This is a genomic window from Escherichia sp. MOD1-EC5189 (assembly GCF_002966045.1).
GTDB lineage: Bacteria > Pseudomonadota > Gammaproteobacteria > Enterobacterales > Enterobacteriaceae > Escherichia > Escherichia coli_F.
Genome location: NZ_PTRX01000028.1, coordinates 34572 through 55317, shown reverse-complemented (window position 1 = coordinate 55317; position 20746 = coordinate 34572). Strand labels below are relative to the sequence as shown.

General features: G+C 47.9%; 18 protein-coding genes and 2 pseudogenes. 9 read left to right on the top strand and 11 right to left on the bottom strand.

Translation table 11 applies throughout. The features are described 5' to 3' along the window. Positions 1-61 precede the first annotated feature (61 nt). The 4 genes from ATB02_RS20405 to ATB02_RS27110 all read right to left on the bottom strand — a co-directional run bounded on the left by ATB02_RS20405 (position 62) and on the right by ATB02_RS27110 (position 2441). Positions 62-757, bottom strand: coding sequence for a conjugal transfer protein TraC (locus ATB02_RS20405; protein ID WP_089559555.1), 696 nt, complete (start codon positions 755-757; stop codon positions 62-64). A 253-nt stretch (positions 758-1010) separates the two neighbouring features. After that, complete coding sequence (locus tag ATB02_RS20395; RefSeq protein ID WP_001303319.1) at positions 1011-1544, bottom strand: transcription termination/antitermination NusG family protein; 534 nt, start codon at positions 1542-1544, stop codon at positions 1011-1013. 428 nt (positions 1545-1972) lie between these two features. After that, on the bottom strand, positions 1973-2260 hold the full coding sequence (locus ATB02_RS20385; protein ID WP_000074855.1) for a helix-turn-helix transcriptional regulator: 288 nt from the start codon (positions 2258-2260) through the stop codon (positions 1973-1975). Further along, positions 2178-2441: an ash family protein gene (locus tag ATB02_RS27110; protein ID WP_024178332.1), complete on the bottom strand. Its 264-nt coding sequence runs from the start codon at positions 2439-2441 to the stop codon at positions 2178-2180. Before ATB02_RS27110 ends, ATB02_RS20385 begins: the two co-directional genes overlap by 83 nt. A gap of 972 nt (positions 2442-3413) precedes the next feature. Here ATB02_RS27110 and repA point away from each other — a divergent pair. Next, positions 3414-4445, top strand: coding sequence for a plasmid replication initiator RepA (gene repA, locus ATB02_RS20365; protein ID WP_089559551.1), 1032 nt, complete (start codon positions 3414-3416; stop codon positions 4443-4445). A 1388-nt stretch (positions 4446-5833) separates the two neighbouring features. On the opposite strand, the gene ATB02_RS27105 is transcribed toward repA, so the two are convergent. Then, positions 5834-6067, bottom strand: a complete 234-nt coding sequence (locus tag ATB02_RS27105) for an IS66 family transposase (protein WP_353653193.1) — start codon at positions 6065-6067, stop codon at positions 5834-5836. A 745-nt stretch (positions 6068-6812) separates the two neighbouring features. Here ATB02_RS27105 and ATB02_RS20350 point away from each other — a divergent pair. From ATB02_RS20350 to faeJ, 8 genes are all read left to right on the top strand, one after another. Continuing rightward, the gene (locus ATB02_RS20350) at positions 6813-7337 is read left to right on the top strand and encodes a fimbrial protein (protein WP_089640773.1); all 525 of its coding nucleotides are present in this window, start codon (positions 6813-6815) and stop codon (positions 7335-7337) included. 51 nt (positions 7338-7388) lie between these two features. Then, positions 7389-9794 (top strand): F4 (K88) fimbrial usher FaeD, encoded by a 2406-nt coding sequence (faeD, locus tag ATB02_RS20345; protein ID WP_425535438.1) that lies wholly within the window; start codon positions 7389-7391, stop codon positions 9792-9794. Next, positions 9787-10578: a fimbria/pilus periplasmic chaperone gene (locus ATB02_RS20340; protein ID WP_089640763.1), complete on the top strand. Its 792-nt coding sequence runs from the start codon at positions 9787-9789 to the stop codon at positions 10576-10578. Before faeD ends, ATB02_RS20340 begins: the two co-directional genes overlap by 8 nt. 34 nt (positions 10579-10612) lie before the next feature. Next, positions 10613-11104: a F4 (K88) fimbria minor subunit FaeF gene (gene faeF, locus ATB02_RS20335; RefSeq protein ID WP_089640764.1), complete on the top strand. Its 492-nt coding sequence runs from the start codon at positions 10613-10615 to the stop codon at positions 11102-11104. A 235-nt stretch (positions 11105-11339) separates the two neighbouring features. Further along, a complete protein-coding gene (locus ATB02_RS20330; protein WP_105272151.1) occupies positions 11340-12113 on the top strand; it encodes a F4 family fimbrial subunit in 774 nt (257 codons plus the stop codon). 225 nt (positions 12114-12338) lie between these two features. After that, on the top strand, positions 12339-13136 hold the full coding sequence (faeH, locus tag ATB02_RS20320) for a F4 (K88) fimbria minor subunit FaeH (RefSeq protein WP_089640766.1): 798 nt from the start codon (positions 12339-12341) through the stop codon (positions 13134-13136). 30 nt (positions 13137-13166) lie between these two features. Next, positions 13167-13931 carry a F4 (K88) fimbria minor subunit FaeI gene (faeI, locus tag ATB02_RS20315; protein WP_089640767.1) on the top strand — a complete coding sequence of 255 codons (765 nt, stop codon included), beginning with the start codon at positions 13167-13169 and terminating at the stop codon, positions 13929-13931. A gap of 16 nt (positions 13932-13947) precedes the next feature. After that, a complete protein-coding gene (gene faeJ, locus ATB02_RS20310; protein ID WP_089640768.1) occupies positions 13948-14688 on the top strand; it encodes a F4 (K88) fimbria accessory protein FaeJ in 741 nt (246 codons plus the stop codon). Between the two features lie 70 nt (positions 14689-14758). Here faeJ and ATB02_RS20305 read toward each other — a convergent pair. From ATB02_RS20305 to ATB02_RS27100, 6 genes and pseudogenes are all read right to left on the bottom strand, one after another. Continuing rightward, positions 14759-15428, bottom strand: a pseudogene (locus ATB02_RS20305) (transposase); the annotation flags it as partial. 147 nt (positions 15429-15575) lie between these two features. Beyond that, the gene (locus ATB02_RS20300; RefSeq protein ID WP_105272150.1) at positions 15576-16106 is read right to left on the bottom strand and encodes a PsaF/MyfF family fimbrial adhesin regulatory protein; all 531 of its coding nucleotides are present in this window, start codon (positions 16104-16106) and stop codon (positions 15576-15578) included. Further along, on the bottom strand, positions 16103-16732 hold the full coding sequence (locus tag ATB02_RS20295) for a winged helix-turn-helix domain-containing protein (protein ID WP_089640770.1): 630 nt from the start codon (positions 16730-16732) through the stop codon (positions 16103-16105). The genes ATB02_RS20300 and ATB02_RS20295 overlap by 4 nt, the downstream gene beginning before the upstream one ends. A gap of 921 nt (positions 16733-17653) precedes the next feature. Further along, positions 17654-19087, bottom strand: a complete 1434-nt coding sequence (locus tag ATB02_RS20290; RefSeq protein WP_089640771.1) for an SH3 domain-containing protein — start codon at positions 19085-19087, stop codon at positions 17654-17656. Between the two features lie 817 nt (positions 19088-19904). After that, positions 19905-20558 (bottom strand): annotated as a pseudogene (locus ATB02_RS20285) (Tn3 family transposase); the annotation flags it as partial. Beyond that, on the bottom strand, positions 20521-20742 hold the full coding sequence (locus ATB02_RS27100) for a DUF4158 domain-containing protein (RefSeq protein ID WP_089640829.1): 222 nt from the start codon (positions 20740-20742) through the stop codon (positions 20521-20523). The gene ATB02_RS27100 and the pseudogene ATB02_RS20285, both read right to left, overlap by 38 nt. Between the last annotated feature and the right edge of the window lie 4 nt (positions 20743-20746).

The window sequence follows — 20746 nt, the reverse complement described above, 5'->3', positions numbered from 1 at the left end:
CTAGTCTAAAAACTAGTATTAAGACTATCACTTAAATAAGTGATATTGGTTGTCTGGAGATTCAGGGGGCCAGTCTATGTAATGTGATAGTCGTCTGCTCCTGTGTTGCACCCCAGACATCTTCTGGCAAGCTGGGCAGCCCGATAAATAGGGTGTGAAAGAGGGTTTCTCTGCGTTCGATCCCGAATTGATGTTCGTATCCTCTCACCACCTGAAATCCTTCGTCGGAGAATATTAACTCTGCCGTTTCCAGAAGCTGCATAGTTTTGCGGTGTAGTGGAGTGATCAGCTGCAACGTAACTGGTGCCCTCATATCGCCTGTCGGTAGAAAACACTCTTCGGTGCGACTTAGTTGTAGCAGATGACGTTTCCCGGAACAGGCCCGTTCAATGGATTCATTGAACACCCTCTCAGGCCATGGGCAGACATATGTGCGCCAGCCTGCTTTCTGTAATTTACCCAGTGCAGCCCGAAAACAAAACAACGGACATTCCCCGACAGTGGCAGAGCTGAGAAAGAGCGTATTCAGCGTTCCGATGATGGGAATATTGCGATCTTTTTCGGTCAATGCTTTTAACGCCATGATTTCGCCAGGTAGACTACGGAACTCAGGATGTCTGCTGGCACCAGAAAGCCATTCAAGCAGGTAATGCCGTAATCCGGTTTCACTGGTTATATTGTGGTTTTCCTGTGCCGTTTTCAGGGCATTCAGTGCACACCAGAGCAACTGGCGCACGGGATGTTCTGTCGTGGTCATGCGAATGTCCTACTGTGAGATGAAAAGAAGACCGGTATCCGTTCTCTCCGCCACACGTGATGGCACGGGCCGGCCTTTGATAAAACGAATCAATACTCTGGGGTGAAGCCTTTTATTTCTTTCGCCATTAAGAAATACACGGTTCCATCAAAAGACAGGGGGAGTCCATGGTGGGGATGGCTTCGTGCAGGCTTCACTCCGGAATATTCTCTTGAATTGAAAAAAGCCCGGCCCGAAGGCCGGGAAATACTGGCTATGGGATGTTTACAAGGCGCTCCATAAAGCCGTGATGTTCGGCATTTGATACCAGTTCCAGGAGCAGGGATATCCTCGACTCAGGCTGGAGAGTATTTTCCATTCTGAGGAGATACTGATATTGTGCTTTTGTCAGCCATATGCTGGAAGCCGCATTCAGCTCTTCCCTGGCTCCCGGATTTAGCACAGGGTCCGGGTAAATCTTCATTAATCCATCAACAATATCTTTATTTACGGGTTTTATTTCACCGCCAAACTTCACGAAATCAATGAAGGCGCTATGTCGACGTAATGCTGATACTGGGTGAATGTCAAAATTAGCCAGAATAAAAAAGTACCCTGGAAAAATAGCGAATATTCTTTCACGGTAACAGCACCTGGAGTCTGCCCGTCTTATCTTTCTTGTTATTAATGGAGTCCATGGTACGACGTTTTGCTCATTCAGCCATGAGAATAAAGATTCTCTGTTTTTGCCGGCTGTATTATATTGCGCAAGATACCAGTTCCGGTTATTCAGGTGTTCTATATTCACGAAGTTCAACGCTCCGCGCAAAACCGATCCATGATGGACGATTTTGCGATGTCAGGCGAATATGCTAAATCATATGTCTGAAGCAGTGTCCAGCCCATATCTGGATAAACTGCAGTTCTGACAGGCATATAACCAGCAGACTCTAGTACGTTCTGTATCGGTGATTTGGCGAACTCACAGATAAAGAACGGCTAAGCACTAATATCAGCAATACAGTGGCACAGTATTGTGATACGCGAAATAAAACATCAGCACGTCAGTTCAGAGTATCGGGCATGAGCCAGATACAAATAACTGGGACACCGTCTGAAGTGATTTGCTTTATTAAAGTAACTTGTGCTTGGTGTTTATGTTTATCAATTTGGGATCGCCTGTAAAGTGCAAAATGCAATTTCCATGAAAGTGTCCCCTTTAATGGGGACACCTGTTCACATTTTTTCGTTTTCTTTAGCTGTATTGCTAATCATGAAAACGAAAGTTCGCATCAGCACAGCAGAGCGAAGTGCATCATATCCTTCCAGATTTAAATTCTTCAGGCTTCGCTTCAGGTAGGTTCGTACCGTTTCGGGAGAAAGCCGACAGTTCTGAGCAATGGCGTCGTAAGGAACACCCATTGCGTAAAAAACGCAGACTTTAAGCTGGTTTGTTGATAGCTCGGGAAACATGCCTTCCAACAGAGTGATGGCCGGTAGTTTCTGTATCATTTGAGGTGACATAGCAAAGGTCTCCGATGACAACTAAAAACGCTATCACCGAGTTCCTACGCTCATTGGTGATAGCCCAGACGGGGGTAGGAATACCGGCGTCATCGGAAACCGGCCAGGCTAATGCCTGCCCCGCCTGAGCTACCATAGATGACGACAAGAAATACAAGTTCCTGTCTTTATGGTATGGCAAAAAACGACGCCAAATGAAGAAATTAACTTCTGCGCCGACGATGACTACGCGGGTTCCTACGCCCGATCACAGTTTTGCCTGTGACCAGTAAAGGGTACTTAGTATAACTTACCGAGTCAACTAACAGCTTAAAAAATATACAAAAAAGCGTCAAAACTTAACGCTCCGCGCCGAAGCGATCCAGGCATGATGCTTCTGCTTTGTGGCGTTCGAACATGCTGGTCCATATGCACGAAACGGTGTCTGACCCTCGTCCAGACAATCCGCAGTTCTGACGAACATATGAACAAATATGCTCTTGTAGAGGCTGTTGTTACACAATTGGCGGGCTGTGTAACAAATGGTTTTATTATCTAAGAATCATTCTATTTACGATCGAATGATCTACAAAATTATTTTTTAAAGGTTTTTTAGATCGTTTAATTGTCTTAAAACAGAATATTATTCTGTTGGGTGGATCGGTTGTAAGATAAATGATCGTGAGTAGAACAAAAGTCGATCTTTTAATCCAAAAGAAGGATCTAAAGCAGAAAAATCTGCTTTTAAAAATAGATTTTATTTTTTTGATGCTGGTCAAGATTAACTCATTAGATGTATCAGTGAGGAGGCACTGGAAGAGAAGAGATCGTTGTAATGCTTTTCAAATTAACGTAAAGCGGGTATATTTCGGCTGTTATTAGCTGTGCAGAGGGTGGCACTCTGTGGAGCAAACCGGCGAAAGCCGGACGGCAGAATGCGCCATAAGGCATTCAGGAGAGATGGCATGTACGGGCAGTAAGTCAGAAGACTGAAGATGTTCCGGAAGCCATAAAAGGAAAACCCCCACTATCTTTCTTACGAACTTGGCGGAACGACGAAAGATAGTGGGGGCCTCACAGAATACGGGTAAAGTATAATGAAACCGTACCAGAGATTCAACCCTGTGCAGTGTATAAATACACGGCACAATCGCTCCGCCATAAGCGACAGCTTGTGGCAGGTCTGAAGAATACTCCATATAACGCAGTACACTGGAGTCAGTTAGCACCCGAAGAGCAGATCCGTTTCTGGGAAGACTATGAAGCGGGAAGGGCGACCACTTTCCTGGTTGAACCGGAAAGGAAGCGCACGAAGCGTCGTCGCGGTGAGCACTCCACCAAACCCAAATGCGAAAATCCGTCCTGGTATCGTCCTGATCGCTATAAGGCGCTGAGCGGGCAGCTCGGGCACGCCTACAACCGTCTGGTGAAAAAGGACCCGATGACCGGCGAGCAGAGCCTGCGCATGCGTATGTCTCTGCATCCTTTTTACGTGCAGAAACGAACGTATGCCGGTCGCAAATATGCTTTCCGTCCGGAAAAACAACGCCTCCTCGATGCCATCTGGCCGGTTCTGGTCAGCTTCAGTGATGCGGGCACACATACCGTAGGCATGAGTGTTTCCCGTCTGGCCAGAGAAATCAGCCCGAAAGACAGCAAGGGGAAGGTTATTCCGGAACTGGAAGTGACGGTCTCCCGCCTTTCCCGTTTGCTGGCCGAACAGGTACGTTTTGGTGTGCTGGGTGTTTCAGAGGAAACCCTGTGGGACCGTGAAACCCGCCAGCGTCTGCCACGGTACGTCTGGATAACACCGGCAGGGTGGCAGATGCTGGGCGTCGACATGGTAAAACTTCACGAACAGCAGCAGAAACGACTGCGTGAAAGTGAAATCCGTCAGCAGCTCATCCGGGAAGGTGTTCTGCGTGAGGATGAAGATATCTCCGTACATGCGGCCAGAAAACGCTGGTATCTGCAGCGCAGTCAGGATGCACTGAAACACCGTCGTGCAAAAGCGGCAGCCAGTAAGCGCGCCAGACGCCTGAAGAAACTGCCTGCCGACCAGCAGATTCATGAGATGGCAGAGTATCTCAGGAAGCGTCTGCCGCCGGATGAAGCCTATTTTTGTTCCGATGACCATCTGAAGCGACTGGCCATCAGGGAGTTGCGTCAGCTTGAACTGACGCTGGCTGCGCCACCGCCGCACTAGACAGCACCATACCTTCAGCACTGAATCATCGCCAGCCCCTCCGGGGCTTTCGGCGCTGGTTCCGCTCAGCCCAAAATCCGCAGTAATCACCTTAAATCTCCTCAGAGAGGCATATTTGCCCATAAAACCATGCATCAGCCATCAAAACATGGCCACGTTGTTTCAGTTATCCACATAAATCCGCAAACAAAGAACCTTAAGAAGCTGCAAACCTGAAACAGCAAACCTGCAATATAGTCTTAACCCCATTATTTAATCCCCTGCGTTGCTTCGCCGCAGGGAAAGTCTTTATCTCTGAGACCACTGTGAACAAATACAAAGAGGCCTTCGCTTGCAGCGGCCAGGGCCACGCCGCTCAGAATCTAAAAGCACCTCCCACGCTGACGCGCGGGCCCCCTAACCTCACCGTTCTGAAACCACCGCGAAAACATCAAGAATAAAAAACACCACACAAACGCAGCACCGTGCCCACCCCTCATAACTGAAAAGCGAGGCCGCCCCCGCCCGAAGGGCGGGAACAACATCGCTTTTAATTATGAATGTTGTAACTATATTCCATCATGGCTGTTAGTGTTCTGGCTGAAAGTCCTCAGTACACGCTCGTAAGCGGCCCTCACGGCCCGCTAACGCGGAGATACGCCCCGACTTCGGGTAAACCCTCGTCGGGACCACTCCGACCGCGCACAGAAGCTCTCTCATGGCTGAAAGCGGATATGGCTTAGCAGGGCTGGGGATGGGTAAGGTGAAATCTATCAATCAGTACCGGCTTACGCCGGGCTTCGGCGGTTTTACTCCGGTATCATATGCAACAACGGAGTGCCGCCTTCCATGCCGTTTACACGGCATACAGTGCATTGTGCTCATCTGATAAAAGGAAAATACCCTTCTGGATAATTCGGTTTTGTTAATACTGATGATATTTCCATCAGTATAGATAGAAAATCATATAACCTGTATTCTTGTTTAATAAACAGATATATTTATCTGTTTATTTTCGTATATGCAGGTACCCACTTAGCTGGGTCTGAAAGCTGGAATTGCCTGTAATCCAACGCCGGAAATCTGACAATGCTCGGTCTGTTCAACCTGGTCAGGTTTCCGGCAACTATCCCCATGCTGGAATCATGGGGTTTCTTTACTGTATCACTCCTTCCTGAACGCTTCCGCTGATTGATGGACATAAAATATCATCTATTTACCCTCCTGATTTTCGAGCATAAGTATCCAACTGTAGCTCTCAGCCACATTAGTAATAAATAGTTCGTACGTGTTAACCGGATACAGTATTTGTGGATGAGTGCTATGACTGAGTTTATCAACCCGGTTGGTGAGTCTGTCTGGTAGAACTCTCAGAACATGGTGCTGATACGCTTTCTGTGCAACACCGTTCAGACAGCACGCAGGTCTCTTTCCGTATGGTTATTATCCGTCTCTGCCAGATCGACCTCACTGTAATAACTGAGTGCGCCCCTCTGATTCAGAACATAGCTGAACACTTTTTCCAGTCTGAATTTACTCGACTGTGTGGCATTTTTCTCTATCCTCGCATGTAGCGAAGCCAGTAATGGTTTGAGCCACACCTGCCTGATAGTCAGTTGTTCTGGTTCTGGTAACCCGCGAATTTCACAATGCTGTACGGTATCATTGATATATTTTATTTTCCCGTTGTTGCACTTTTGCTACGGATGTACACATCGTGGATTTTCGTCAGCGATTCTCCTTCACGTTAAGCACTGAACTGCCGATCGTAATCTGTAAACATATCCTCCTGCTGGATACACTGGAAGTGGCGAAGGTGTTGATCCGGATATTTTTTTACCTGCAGATCCGGTAAGTTCATGAGCCACGCTGCCGGGGCGCTGTTCACCCGTTTCTCTGCCTGTTCAGAGGGGCCTTTCCAGTTTAGCTATGCGAATGAGGTATTCATGACGGTACAATATTACCTTCTGTATTAAGACGAGATTTTTCGTCCGCCTGCTTTGTTGCATGTATTACTGCTGGTGTTTTCTCCTTATTCGGAATATGGCTGGTGCGCCTCTCTATGATCTTATCCCTTCCCATTATCTGATATTAGCTGTTGTTATATCGCAAACCAGTTTCATCCTGATATGCATGGTGTTCAGGATGTTTTTTTTGCAGAAGCAACGCGCATTAATGTTGGCTAGTGCTTATATATGCGCAAATTTATTTTTGTGTAATGCATTTTTGTGGGTTTTCTTAACTGTATGTTTTTAAAGAAATTAATTTTAAATAATGTTTTATAATTTTGTTTTTTCTGCTGGAGGGGGGATATTCGCTGCAAGAATGAAATGATGCCCTCCTGGAGGTGTTTTATTTTTTTTTTTGCGTTTTATTTGTTTCTTCTTTATTGCCTGTACATGGCTCCTGGCTTTGACAGAAACGGCGGAAGGGAGACAAAAAACAATATTTTCTATGGATGTTGTGGCTTCGGCCTGTCATGTGGTGGTGGATGCGGACAGTTCCGGTAACAGTGACCGGCTGACATTCGGGACTTACCGCAAGTCCACGGGAGCATCCGTACCACCGCGTGACTTCACTGTGCGTCTGTATGAGTCCGGCGCCACGGTTCAGGGCTGCTCTGCCTTTAAGGCCGGGCAGGTCGCCACCCTGGATTTTGGTAACCCGGGGCAGCTGGACGCAGGGGGCGTGGTCACCCGCGGTGCTGGTGAGGGTATTCGCGTGGATGTGCGGGCAGTGGATACACAGGCTGATTATCGCGGACGTCTGACTCAGGACAGTCATTCGGTGAATTACCCGGTGGAGTTTGCCGCTAAGGGGCTGTTCCGTTTTCGTGCGCAGCCGGTGTTTCCGGCGAATGTGAAGGCGGGGGAATACTCGGGGGCACTGACCTTTGTGGTGACGTATCAGTAACTGAGAAAAGGATTGTGTGTGCAAGGGTATAAGGTAGCCGCTGAATCAATTTTGTTCGTATTTTTCCGGACTGTATACGCGCTTGCCGTATCAGCTGCTTTTGCCAGTGCCACAGGTATTGCAGGTGAAAAACTGGATATGTCCTTTATCCAGGGGGGTGCCGGGGTTAATCCGGAAGTCTGGGCAGCCCTGAACGGCAGCTATGCGCCGGGGCGTTATCTGGTTGACCTGTCCCTGAACGGGAAGGAGGCCGGGAAACAGATACTGGATGTGACACCACAGGACAGTAATGAACTGTGTCTGACAGAGGCATGGCTGACGAAGGCCGGGATTTACGTCAGTGCAGATTACTTTCGTGAGGGATATGACGCCACACGACAGTGCTATGTGCTGACAAAAGCCCCGTCAGTGAAGGTGGATTTTGATGTTTCCACCCAGAGTCTGGCGCTGTCCATTCCCCAGAAGGGGCTGGTGAAGATGCCGGAGAATGTGGACTGGGATTACGGGACCAGTGCATTTCGCGTGAACTATAACGCGAACGCCAACACCGGCCGTAATAACACCTCGGTCTTTGGCTCAGCGGACCTGAAAGCCAATATCGGGCACTGGGTGGTGAGTTCTTCTGCCACGGCCAGCGGCGGTGACAGCGGGGATAACTCCACCACGATAAACATGTTTACGGCCACCCGGGCCATCCGCGCACTGAGTGCGGACTTGGCTGTCGGGAAAACATCCACCGGGGACAGTCTGCTGGGCAGCACGGGAACGTACGGAGTGTTGCTGAGCCGGAACAACAGCATGAAGCCGGGCAATCTGGGGTATACCCCGGTGTTCAGCGGCATTGCGAACGGACCGTCGAGGGTGACGCTGACGCAGAACGGGCGGTTGCTGCATTCGGAGATGGTGCCGGCGGGTCCGTTCTCCATCACGGATGTGCCGCTGTACACCAGTGGTGATGTGACCATGAAAATCACCGGTGAAGACGGGCGCGAGCAGGTACAGAACTTCCCGTTGTCGGTGATGGCCGGGCAGTTAAGTCCGGGGCAGCACGAGTTCAGTGTGGCAGCCGGTTTGCCTGACGATGACAGTGACCTGAAAGGCGGTGTGTTTGCGGCGTCATACGGTTACGGTCTGGACGGGCTGACGCTGCGCACCGGGGGGGTGTTTAACCAGGACTGGCAGGGTGTCAGCGCCGGGGCTGTTCTGGGACTGAGTTATCTGGGGGCGGTATCTGCTGACGGCGCTTATGCCACGGCAAAATACCGTGACGGCAGCCGCAGCGGAAATAAGGTGCAGCTATCTTGGAGTAAACAACTGGAGATGACGAACACCGGACTGCGGGTGAGCTGGTCACGGCAGAGTGAGGAATATGAGGACATGTCCTCCTTTGACCCGACAGAGTTGTGGTCGCAGTCAAATCATTGTCGCCGGACGAAGGATGAATGGAATGCCGGTGTCAGTCAGCCGGTGGGTGGACTGTTCAGTCTGTCGGTGTCCGGCTGGCAGCGGAGCTATTACCCCGCATCCATGACCGGGAGTTACCGGTACAGCGATGACAACGGTAAGGACACGGGGATTACCGGCACCCTGAGCACACAGATTAAGGGTGTCAGTCTTAACCTGGGCTGGTCCGGTTCACGGAACACCCGGGGGGGAAACAACTGGTCTGCATCGGCGTCAGTATCGGTACCGTTCACACTGTTTGAACGTCGCTACAGCAGCAGTACGTCGGTGAGTACGAGTAAAGACGGTGGCACAGGCTTCAGCACCGGTGTGTCCGGCTCGCTGAATGACCGTTTCAGCTATGGCCTGGGCGGTGGTCGTGACAGCGGTGGTGGTGTGAGCAGTTATCTGAACGCGTCGTACAGTGGTGACCGGGCTTATCTGAATGGTGCCCTGAACCACTCGCAGTCCGGCGGAACCAGTGGTTCTGTCTCGGTCAGCGGTTCGGTACTGGCCGTTCCGGCGGCTAAAGACATTATGTTCAGCCGCACGACCGGGGACACCGTGGCTGTGGTGAACGTGAAGGATACCCCCGGAGTGAAGGTGACGTCCGGAGACGGACAGACTGACAGTGACGGCAACCTGGTGGTACCGCTGAACAGCTATGACTGGAACACGGTGACGATTGATGCGGGCACACTGCCGCTGAGTGCCGAACTGACGAACACCAGTCAGAAGGTGGTGCCGACGGACAAGGCGGTGGTGTGGATGCCGTTTGATGCCCTGAAAGTTAAGCGTTACCTGCTGCAGGTGAAGCAGCGTGACGGTGAGTTTGTGCCGGGGGGAACCTGGGCACGTGACAGTAAGAACACACCGCTGGGCTTTGTGGCCAACAATGGTGTGCTGATGATTAACATGGTGGATGCGCCCGGTGATATCACCCTGGGCCAGTGCCGGATACCTGCGGCAAAACTGCAGGATACTGAGAAACTACAGGAGATTACGTGTGAGTAAGCGTAACGCAGTAACGACGTTTTTCACCAACCGGGTGACAAAAGCACTGGGGGTGTCCCTGGCGCTGATGATGACCTGTCAGAGTGCGATGGCTTCCCTGGCGGCAGACCAGACCCGCTATATCTTTTGCGGGGACAAGGATGCGCTGACCATCACGGTCACCAACAATGACAAGGCTCGTACCTTTGGTGGTCAGGCCTGGGTGGACAATATCGTGGAGAAGGACACCCGTCCGACCTTTGTGGTGACGCCGTCCTTCTTCAAAGTGAAGCCGGAGGGTCAGCAGGCACTGCGTATCATCATGGCCTCGGATCATCTGCCGAAGGATAAAGAGTCGGTGTACTGGCTGAACCTGCAGGATATTCCGCCGGCTCTGGAGGGAAGCGGTATTGCAGTGGCACTGCGCACGAAGCTGAAACTGTTCTACCGACCGAAGGCACTGCTTGAAGGGCGCAAGGGGGCAGAAGAGGGCATCAGCCTGCAGAGTCGCCCGGATGGCAGGACCATGCTGGTGAACACCACGCCGTACGTTTTTGCGATTGGCAGTCTGCTGGACGGAAACGGGAAGAAAATTGCCACGGATAATGAGACGGCACAGAAACTGCTGATGTTCATGCCGGGTGATGAAGTACAGGTGAAGAGGAATGTGGTGAAAGTGGACTCCCTGAATGACTGGGGAAGCCTGCAGACCTGGACAATTAACCAGAAAAAGGCTGCGGCTCCTTCCGGGCAGAAAGCATCTGATTCGCCGATTAATCCGTCTGATAAGGCAGATAAAAAATAACCGCTCTCCGGAACACGGAACAGAGGGGTAATAAATGAAGAAAACAATGACGGCAGCCACCCTGGTCCTGAGTGCACTCAGTATTCAGGCAGCACTGTCCGCTGAATACAGCGAGAAAACGCAGTATCTGGGGGTGGTGAACGGTCATGTGTCAGGTAACAGCGTGGTGAAGGTGACCCGTACACCGACAGACCCGGTGCTGTACCGGAGTGGAGACACGACGCCTCTTCCCGGCAGCCTGACCATCCGTAACGCAGAGTTCAGGGCGGCATCAGGTGGCCTGGCGTATATCACGGTGAAGCAGGTGCTGCCAGATAACGGGGAAGCCCACATCACGCTGAAGACAGCCCTGATGGTTGACGGAAAGAAAGTGGCACTCAGCGCCAGACAGCAGGGTGAGGATGTGGTGATAACCGTACCGGAGGTACAGAAGCTGGTTGAGTTAAGAACGGATGCGCCAGCAGAGCTGGAAGTACCGGTCAGCTACCGGGGAAATCTGCAGATAGCGCTGCAGGTGGAAGGCTGATAATTCATCTTTGGCATAGATACATGTATCTCACGGCTCTGGAGAGCCGTAATTGGTAAAGGGATTTGCCGTTTTTTAAACGGGATTAACGTAAAACTGTTCTGAGTTAAACACAGTGTTTAATGAAATGCGGTTAATTAAATGAATCCGCAGGGGATGGTTTTGCGGTAATTCAGGGTAAATAAGGATTACTAATTTCAGTTTATTATTTATGAAACGTTAAGGAATTTATTTTATGAAAAATACTCTGATTGCACTGGCTGTGGCTGCATCTGCTGCAGTATCCGGTCATGCAATGGCGTGGACTCCAAACGGTTTGGGTGGTTCAGTTGAAATGGGGGGGATATTTAGTCCGGCATCCCTGCAGGGGCCGTGGGAAGTGAAAGTTGGCGATGTGGTAAAAGGTCTGGATGCAACGTTCGAGAAAGGCCAGAAGACTGCTGAGATCTCTTTGAAGAGCGCTATTCCGCTCTTGGGTATTCGTACTCAGACTTCTGATGCATTTAAGGGACAGCAGGGTATTTCTCCGCAGATTAGTTATGGTGATGCGGTTGATATGGAGTCATTTAGCGCGGGGACGGCATCATTAACTCTGAACATAAAAGATTCTCAAGGTGAGAGTCTTGGTAAAGCTGAGACTATTATGGGGGCTGCTGCAATAGCTTCTTTCAAGGGTAGTGATGGGCAGGGTGTCTATAAAGTATATGCCACTGATAGTGGGAGTGGCTTTTTTGGGGGGGTAGCTAAACAGCCGGAGGCAGTACATCCTGATCCTTTGGGTTTTGCGGGAGAAGTGTTTGCTGACGTAGCAAAAAATTATAATCCTCAGGATATTAGTGATAGCGCTTCTGCAGGGAAGGTGGATTTTTCTGAAACCGAGCATACTTTTAGCGCTTTTTATGTATCAGCTATCCCTGTATCCTCAAAAATCAATATCTCCCTTGATAAGGAGATTGACGGCACAGTTCAGTGGAACGCTTCTCTGCCGATTACTGTCTCCTACGTGTAATTCAGCAGCATCCGGCAGTAAAACCTCACCGTTTGCTGCTGATTAAAAATTCAGGCCACTGTTTCCGGTGGTCTGAATATACAGAACCGGGATATCGGAACAGGTGTTTTTTCTGTCGGAATGCGTTGTGATGCATGTCGGTTCTGTATTGTTTTCAGTGGGAACACTTTTGAATGATCTGGTTTTTATTTTTATATACTCCGGAACAGAGCAGAGTAAATAACAATGAAAATAGTGCATTATTATAAAGCCCTTCTTTCTGCCATTATTTCGGTGGCCCTGTTTTATTCGGCTGCGCCTCATGCAGATATTCTTGATGGTGGAGAAATTCAGTTTAATGGCTTTGTCACTGACGAAGCACCGAAATGGACCTGGCAGATAAGTTCACCTGACCAGACCTGGTCAGTGGATACTGCCGATGCACGTACAGAGAACGGACAGCTTGTTTTTGATTTGCGTGACAAAGGGGCGCTGCCGTTTCTGGAGGGACATCTGCATGAGGTGGCTGAGCGCGGTGGTCCCGGGTTCACGCCATTGATTACCTTCAGCAGTAACGGACAGCCTTTCGCCGTAAAGGAAGGCAGTGGCACTACGGCGCAACGTTTTCGCGCCTCTGTCCCGGTACGTGACCCGGAAACGGGAAATGTGTCGGGGCAGCTTTCTTTCACCCTGAATCAGGGGATGGCAGTCAGTGCCGGTGCACAGGAAGAGGGGACGGCAGTGCCTGCAGGGATGTCGCTGGTCAGCGGACAGAGCGTGACGGATGTACAGTCAGGAACGTTGCCACAGTGGCTGAAAACCCGCCTTTCCACATTACTTCTGATGAACCAGGGTTTTGGCAATGGCATGAGTGCCGCAGACAATGGTCAGGTCATCTCTCAGGGGATACTGGCTGACGGTCGGGTGATGAATCTGGCTGCGGCATATGCCTCTGTAGTGTCGGATTTTGAACTGCGGTTGCCGGCGGAGGGTACACCTGCAGCATGGCAGGCGGGGCTGAATGTGACGGTCACGGTACAGTGATGGTTGCAGGGATATAAGGAGAGAAGAGAAGTGAAAAAGGTGACGTTGTTTCTGTTTGCTGCCAGCCTCCTGCCTTCCTGTGTACTGGCCTGGAACACGCCGGGAGAAGATTTCAGCGGAGAGCTTAAGCTGGAAGGCCCGGTGACCAGCACCCGTAATCCGTGGGTATGGAAAGTCGGACAGGGAAATGAAGGTCTGGAGGTTAAACAGAGCCGCGGTGTTCGTGACGGTGAGCAGGCAATTCCGGTCGCACTGCCGGCGATGACCGTTTTACTGGGAAAAACCACCCTGACCACACCGGCAGGACGTGAGGGGCTTTCTCCCCGGGTCAGTTACGGAAAGGGTACTGAGGGATTTTCGCTTGAATGGACAGCACCAGGCGTGGCGGAGGTGACGCTGCCTGTCACCGGAGATAATAACGTCCGGGCAGGCACATTTGTTTTCAGAATGCAGGCTGCGGGGGTGTTGCTCCATGTGAAGGATGGACAGCCGGCGTATGCCGGTGTGTATGACGACCTGAATGTGAATGGTCTGCCTGGTGAAAGCACAGCCATGAAGGCTTCTGATATTCCGGGTGTTCTGCAGAAGATGTTCAGTGGCGAAGGCCCCGGCTGGCTGCAGACAATGACCATCAGTGGTTATTCGGGAGTGAGTCATTTCAGTGATGCCTCCCTGCGTCAGGTTGAAGGTGCGTATGGTGCACAGACTGTGGCAGGCAGTGGTGAATTACGTCTGAACGGCATGATGCCGGAACGCTGGCGGGTGTCACTGCCGGTAAGTATTGAGTACCAGTAAGCAGGAGGACGGTCCGGTGCTGAATATTATTCATCGTCTGAAGTCCGGTATGTTTCCGGCTCTGTTTTTTCTGACTTCAGCCAGTGTGCTGGCGCAACCCCTGATTATTCCTCCGGGCCATTGGCAGGAGGGAATGGCTGTGGGGGTAACGGAATTCAGCGGCACGCTGTATGTCCGCGATGTGTCCTGGCAGTGGCAGCCCCGCGCTGTGCGGATGAGTGCACCAGACGCCGTGCAGGCCGGTCTGACAACGGGTAAAAGCGGCATGGTCAGAGAAAGCCGGAGAGGGCAGGATTTTTATATTCTTGGCGGACATACCACATCACTGACAACTGCCCGTCCGGGGCTGCAGCCGTCGGTGACATTACTTCAGGTGGTGCCATCATCTCCCCGTATTGCGGCCCGGGGACAGGTGCGTTACGGGGAAATCACGTGCACGATGCGCCATCTTCTGGCATGGCAGGACAATATTACTGGTGGTCAGGGCTGGAGCGTGGTCAGCGGAGAGGTGACCACGCTGGGGGCCGAAAAGCAGGTGAACGGCTATGAATGGACCCCGGACTATGCCGGCTCGACGGCACGTTATGATGCGTTTATTTCGGGGGCAGAGTCGCTGTTGTCACAGGAGAATGGCAGCCAGCATATTGCCGGTGTCTGGGGGACATCCCTGAGTGATGTGCGGGTGAATTTCCCCGGTGCTGAGGAACCGGTAAAACGTTGGCAGGGAAGCCTGACGCCGGTGGTGGTGTATTTCTGATGAGAGGAAAACAAAGAATCGTGATTCCGGGAAGGTGGATAGCGGGGGCTTATGCAGCCCTGATATTCCTGATGTTGTCGTGATAGTTTGTCATGTAACAACAACAGACTATTTTCGCTCATTATCCGGTAAACACGCTTTGCATTCACGAACGGTAGTCCTTCATTTCGGGACTGCCGCCTGAGTATCGCCCAGACACGGCGATACCCGTATGCTGGCATATCGCCAATGATATCCAGGATGCGCGATAAGACTTCTGCATCCGCAGCCTCATCGCGCCTCTGACGCCGTTTATCTGGCTTGTTATCAGATGCCTTCATCCGTAATGTTAACTGCGCACGTGGCACGCCCAGAACACGGCTTACCGGGGCTATTCCTTGTCCGAAGGTAACAAGGGCACATGCGCTATCCATTTTCGCGATTGTGCATACTCCACCGCTTCTTTGAGGATCTCAACTTCCATGGTTTTCTTACCCAGTAAACGCTGAAGCTGATTAATCTGCTTTATTGCAGCGGCCAGTTCAGAAGCATGAACAACGTCTTCACCGGCAGCCACAGCAGTGAGGCTTCCTTCCTGGTATTGTTTCTTCCACTTAAACAACAGACTGGGCTGAATTCCATGCAAACGCGCCACGTGGGACACCGTCATGCCCGGATCCATAGTCTGTTGAATAATTGCGATTTTTTTCCTGAGGTGTTTTACGTTTACGCACCTCTTTTCCTAACAAAACGCCAGCCATCTCAAAATTAGAACTAGTGTTAGACATATATCCAAGCCTATCTCTTATTTTAAGATACATCTACTGTCTGGTATTTCAGGGGCCAGCTCAGTTTTAAATTAATGATTTTTGCGGTGAACATCCTTTGTTACACCGCTTCTCGTAATATTAGTAATTGATTGTTGTCAGTTCTTGATAATTGTTGTTTTCTTCATTGTTATGCTCTATGTTTCTTTCTTGAGCTATATTTTTGGGATGCTTGCTGTGATTCTTCTGCCCTAAAAATATAGTTGGCAATGGTATCAGTTGATTATTATTTTCTAATACACCTCTGCTTCCATCAAAAAATATAATGTCATGATTGCTGGCGTGGTAGGAGCATAGAGATAACACTGAGCCTATAGATTGAAATGAGCCTGAGCTGGATGTTTTATATTTATGAGTTGGTATTAACAGATATCCGTGTAAGCTTGTTCTTATAGCTATTCCAGAAAGTGTTTCTGAAATAATTAGTTTTGCATTGTCATCTGACATGTAATGCAGAATGTTAAACCTAATCCCATTTTTTTTTATGTCTGTGTGTTCTGTTATATTTTTGTATGTCCTCTCAGAGAAAAATGTTATGTCATTGTTATTGTTAATGATTAATAATGTGGCAAAAATCGCAATAATGGAAGTTATTACAAATGAAGTTTTCATTTTATAAAGTTGCATGTTTGTTTATCACAGATAAGTGTTGACTCCATATCATCAATAAAGATAGTGTCTCCTTCGTGTGCGTCATCTATTAATTCACTCATTGTTTCTGATGTGGAAATTATCAGTGAGCCACTATTTGTGTGCCAGTGCTTTATATTATTAGCGTATCTCGTATATATAACGAAGCTGATCGCCCCCCAAAAAAACACACTTATTCCTATTGTTATTGCAGTTAAGAAATTTCGAATTTGTAGTTTGTGATGTCCTGTTTTTACCGTGTGTTTTGTGTTCATTGTTTTGTTCCCGGGAGAAGAATCAATAATTTTTATTTCAATTATTCCGGGAAGAAAAGAGTATCCTTCACCTTTGTGAGTTTTTATTATTTCTTCATTTTTTATTTTCCTTAAAACATCTCTTATGTGTTTTATTGCTACAGGGAGCGATGTTGCAGATACTACCCTTCCTGGCCAGCAATGTTGTGTTAACTCATCCCTTGATATTGAGGTTCCTTGTCTTTCATAAAGATATTTGATTAAAAAACATTCGTTTTTTGAAAGAGGATTAGATTCCCCATCTATTATTATTGCATTTCTTAATACGTCAAGAATAACGTTATGCGTTTTCATGCTGAGCAGGCCTTTCTCCTTTTTTGAAGGCGAAAATATAGAGATTAAGAATTTTTATGTCCAGATAGTTTTTTTTATGCGTGCATTATTATTTGTTATTTATTGCCGTTACTGTAAAGTTGTTTATTATTATCTGGCTATTAGTGGCTAATACTGTTTGCTGAAGTCATGCTTTTTTGTTGTCGGGGAGGTGTATAGTTTTACGCATTTGATCGCTTATACTTTGATAGCGGATGTGTGCTGGGCTACAGGAACACCAGTCCCTCTGTTGCATTAGCAGTATAGTAATCCTTCCGATATGCTTGTTGTATGGGGTGTTAATAATGATTAATAATTGACCGTTGTGTTTGCTGCTGGCTTGTGGTTGTTATAATGGCTCCTGTTTGTCTCGTCGTCAGGAGTTTGCTCAAAATGTGTGGTGGTGATAGTGGTGAGTTGTTTAATGTATTACATCTTGTTCGCTTGATATTATTGCTTGTTCTTTATATTTTTAGCCTCGATTTTTAAAAAAACGTAATAGTTGTCCGTGGATGGCTGGCTGATAACAAATACTTAATGCAACGTAGATACTTCTTTAAGTGTCTCAAAAGCTTTATGCGCACAAATTTAAAATTCTGTGTTGTTTTGGTGCTTATAATTTTCGCTGAGACATGTTTAATATTGATTCCTCCTCTTGCTGATTTTTTTATTAATGTAGATGATTGTATGTGCTGTCCATGACATTTTGCGATAAACCATACACATAACATGAAGAAGACCGAATTATCAAGACTAAATAGCAACTTGCCAGGTGTGAAAGACTTTTACGTCTGCCATAATGGTTAATGGTCAGGAGGCCTGACCATTGTTAGTGCCTGAGGTTATCCGATATTCCCATTTTACTTCATGAACTTTATGGTTTTGTTAAAAATATAACGAAATTTATTCAATAAAGCCCAATTTAAATAGCGCCTTGCCAGCCAGAGGTTCCAGGCTTGGAGTTTCCGGGTAAGAGGCCAGTAGTGGGAAAAAAACGGCACCGCCAATAATGCTTCGGCTACTGGAATCCACCGGACGCAAACCCCATATATTCTGATATGTCATTGGTACATGCTGCCCATTGATTACAGCATTACCTATATACAGCATGATGTGTCCTTGGATGTATACAAGAGTGGTGAAAGGTCTGCCATGATCCATGAGGTAACGCAGTCTTGTATTGATGTTCGCTTGACTGAGATTGACAAGCCGGGAAGCCGTCTGTATTTGTGCTGCAGAATTTCTGGGAAGCAATATCCCAAATGCAATCATAAGATTTTGTATTTCGGCAGAGCAGTCATTGTAATAGTTATAATTTCCCCAGCCATAGGGTCTACCGATCACTGCTTTCATCAGTATAGCTATATTATTGGGAGTCATTTTCCATGGCATAGCAACAAACACATCTTCCTTGAGTTCGACGTAGCGAATTTGTGCGCGCCCATCATAGTTGCGTACAGGCACTGCAACCACAAAAACTCCGTTGCGTTTATTCCTGAATGGCAGGATAGTTCCTGGGAGGGCCGTAAAATAGTAGAGTTCTTTTTCATGAACGGAGTATGATTTTTTTATAAACGCTCCTAGATTTTTATTAGCCAGAGTCAGCCATTCAGTAACAAACTGTGGATCTACCATTGCTATATCTTCACTATATATCCAACCCTTGACAGTGGGAGATAAAACATATTTCCAGCGACCGTCGTTGCTTGTCGATAAGACAAATACAGGGGTGCCGGGACGGATTGATGATTCCTGTAAATTATCAAAAGGATAGCCTTGCCCAGCCTGACCTGGATTATCATAAGCCGGGTCGAGAGTCGGAAGAAGTCTGACCAGGGTTTCTCTAATGGTAATTCCCCGTCTTGACGGGTCATAAGTCCGGTCAATGTTGGTCGTCGCGTTATCCCTTATCTGCTGTTTCCATGTGTTCGTGTGGACTCTAAAATTTGCCCCCCAGAAAACACTTTTCTCTCCTAGATACTTTTTTATATTAGCATCACGATCTGCTTCAACCCCCTGGTTAAGGACGGATGCTATATAAAACATGTTCCATGGAGATTTTTCGCCTGCTTTCATCCCAAAATAGAGCGATTTCAGGTTAGAAAAATGGCGTGACTGTGCTGTTTTATCTATGACTGAAATATGCCTCTCTGGGCCGGAAGGGAACCAGTTATCGACAGATTGAGGATAATTTTCTATTGGAAATAGTGATTTTGTTTTGTCTATATAGTTGGTTAATTTAGAGGGGGGCGTAATATTGTGGCATGATGCTGATAACAGCAAAGGAACTATTAAGCAAAGAGGCTTTATTCTTTTTGATATCTTACTTTTTTGCATATAGCTGACTCCTATAACAAATTAAACAACTTAATACAGCTCGCGTACAGTTGCTGCTCTTTCTGGCATCACATCCAGCAGGGCCATTTCGCAGTTGCTCGTACAAAACCAGAGAGCTAATTGGCATGCATAATATATGAAAGTATTACTTTTTTGTTATTATTTCGTATTATTAATAATTATTATTCTCTGGCCTTAAAGGCTGGATAGCTTTCAGTATGAGTGAAAATATTTGCTATAATGAAAGAAGGTCTAATATTTTATTTATTATAATCTGACTGACAACTCATTTGAGGGTTTTTAGTCAGAATGGGCTGTGTAAATATATTAATTATGTGTGAGTTGTATATATTAAAAATATCTGTGATTACAATTAATTAACAATGTTTGATGTAGGTGTTTTTTGACTCGCCAGACATAAAATAAAAAATTTCCTTTTATTAATATCTTGCATGGAGGCGGAGAGTTTAAAGAGATAATATGTCGGGAAAGGGGATGGATGTCTTCCAGTTTTATATAACAGGCACAGGCAATCATAGCTGACTTCGATTCTCCGACGCTATTCTATTCCTCGGTTATGCCGAAAGTTGGCACCTTTTCTTAAAAGGTGCACATTAGCAACTGTCTGCGCCAATGATATAAGACGGTAATTCACCATTTGGATTGTCCACTCCACCCAACATGTTGTTTCCTTAAGGTTCCACACCAGAAAGGCCATCAACATGCTGAGCAGAGAGGACTTTTACATTGATTGCCTGCCACGGGCCTGCCGTCCACGCAGGATGGGGTCCGCTTGGAAAACGGAAAATATCCCACGCTAAGACTGTTTTTTGTACGATTCGATATCGACATTGCGTAATGGTCGGTACTTCCCTGTACCCAGCTTAAGATTATTACGCCAGACATAATCCCCATTAAGATTGATATGCTCCCAGCCCAACGGCGAAAGGTGAGAGAGCAGTTGGTCATTAATCGGGAGCTTTTTTCGTTTCAGGGATTCAATGGCTCTTTCTATGTATACCGTGTTCCATAACGCGATTGCCGCTGTCAGTAACGTCAGACCACTGGCCCGGTAACTCTGATTCTCCAGCCCCCTGTCCCTGATTTCACCCAGCCGGTGCATAAAAACCGCTCGCGCAAGAGCATTACGGGCTTCTCCTTTATTCAGCCCAGCTTGTACACGTCGTCGCAAACCAGGATCTCGAAACCAGTCCAGCATAAACAGTGTCCGTTCGATTCGACCAATTTCTCTCAGCGCTTTGGCCAGTCCATTCTGTTTTGGGTAACTGGCTAACTTTTTCATCATCAGCGATGCAGTGACTGTCCCCTGTTTAATCGAAGCTGCTAGGCGTAATACCTCACCCCAGTACGTTTCAATATCTTTGAGATTCAGGCTGGTTGTTGATATGACGGACTGAAGCCCTGGATATCGCTCAGCCTTTCCGTGAATTATTTTTGTCCGGAACAAATCCAGGCCCACGCAGGTAACAGAGTAATACCGCAAAGCCCAGGCGATTAGCTGGACGCCGGTGCTTATTAATGAGAGCAATATCTTTATCACAAAGAAAACACATTCTGGTCAGAATAATTTCATCATCTGGTATAACCAGCAGGCGAGCTTGCTCTTCACTACTCAGTATTTGTCGCCGTGGCATGAAT

Coding starts and splice junctions, on each gene's coding strand:
- ATB02_RS20330 (WP_105272151.1), top strand. CDS start 11,340: ATGAAAAATACTCTGATTGCACTGGCTGTGGCTGCATCTGCTGCAGTA.
- faeF (WP_089640764.1), top strand. CDS start 10,613: ATGAAGAAAACAATGACGGCAGCCACCCTGGTCCTGAGTGCACTCAGT.
- ATB02_RS20300 (WP_105272150.1), bottom strand. CDS start 16,106: ATGAAAACTTCATTTGTAATAACTTCCATTATTGCGATTTTTGCCACA.
- faeH (WP_089640766.1), top strand. CDS start 12,339: ATGAAAATAGTGCATTATTATAAAGCCCTTCTTTCTGCCATTATTTCG.
- ATB02_RS27100 (WP_089640829.1), bottom strand. CDS start 20,742: ATGCCACGGCGACAAATACTGAGTAGTGAAGAGCAAGCTCGCCTGCTG.
- ATB02_RS20385 (WP_000074855.1), bottom strand. CDS start 2,260: ATGTCACCTCAAATGATACAGAAACTACCGGCCATCACTCTGTTGGAA.
- ATB02_RS20290 (WP_089640771.1), bottom strand. CDS start 19,087: ATGCAAAAAAGTAAGATATCAAAAAGAATAAAGCCTCTTTGCTTAATA.
- ATB02_RS20405 (WP_089559555.1), bottom strand. CDS start 757: ATGACCACGACAGAACATCCCGTGCGCCAGTTGCTCTGGTGTGCACTG.
- ATB02_RS20295 (WP_089640770.1), bottom strand. CDS start 16,732: ATGAAAACGCATAACGTTATTCTTGACGTATTAAGAAATGCAATAATA.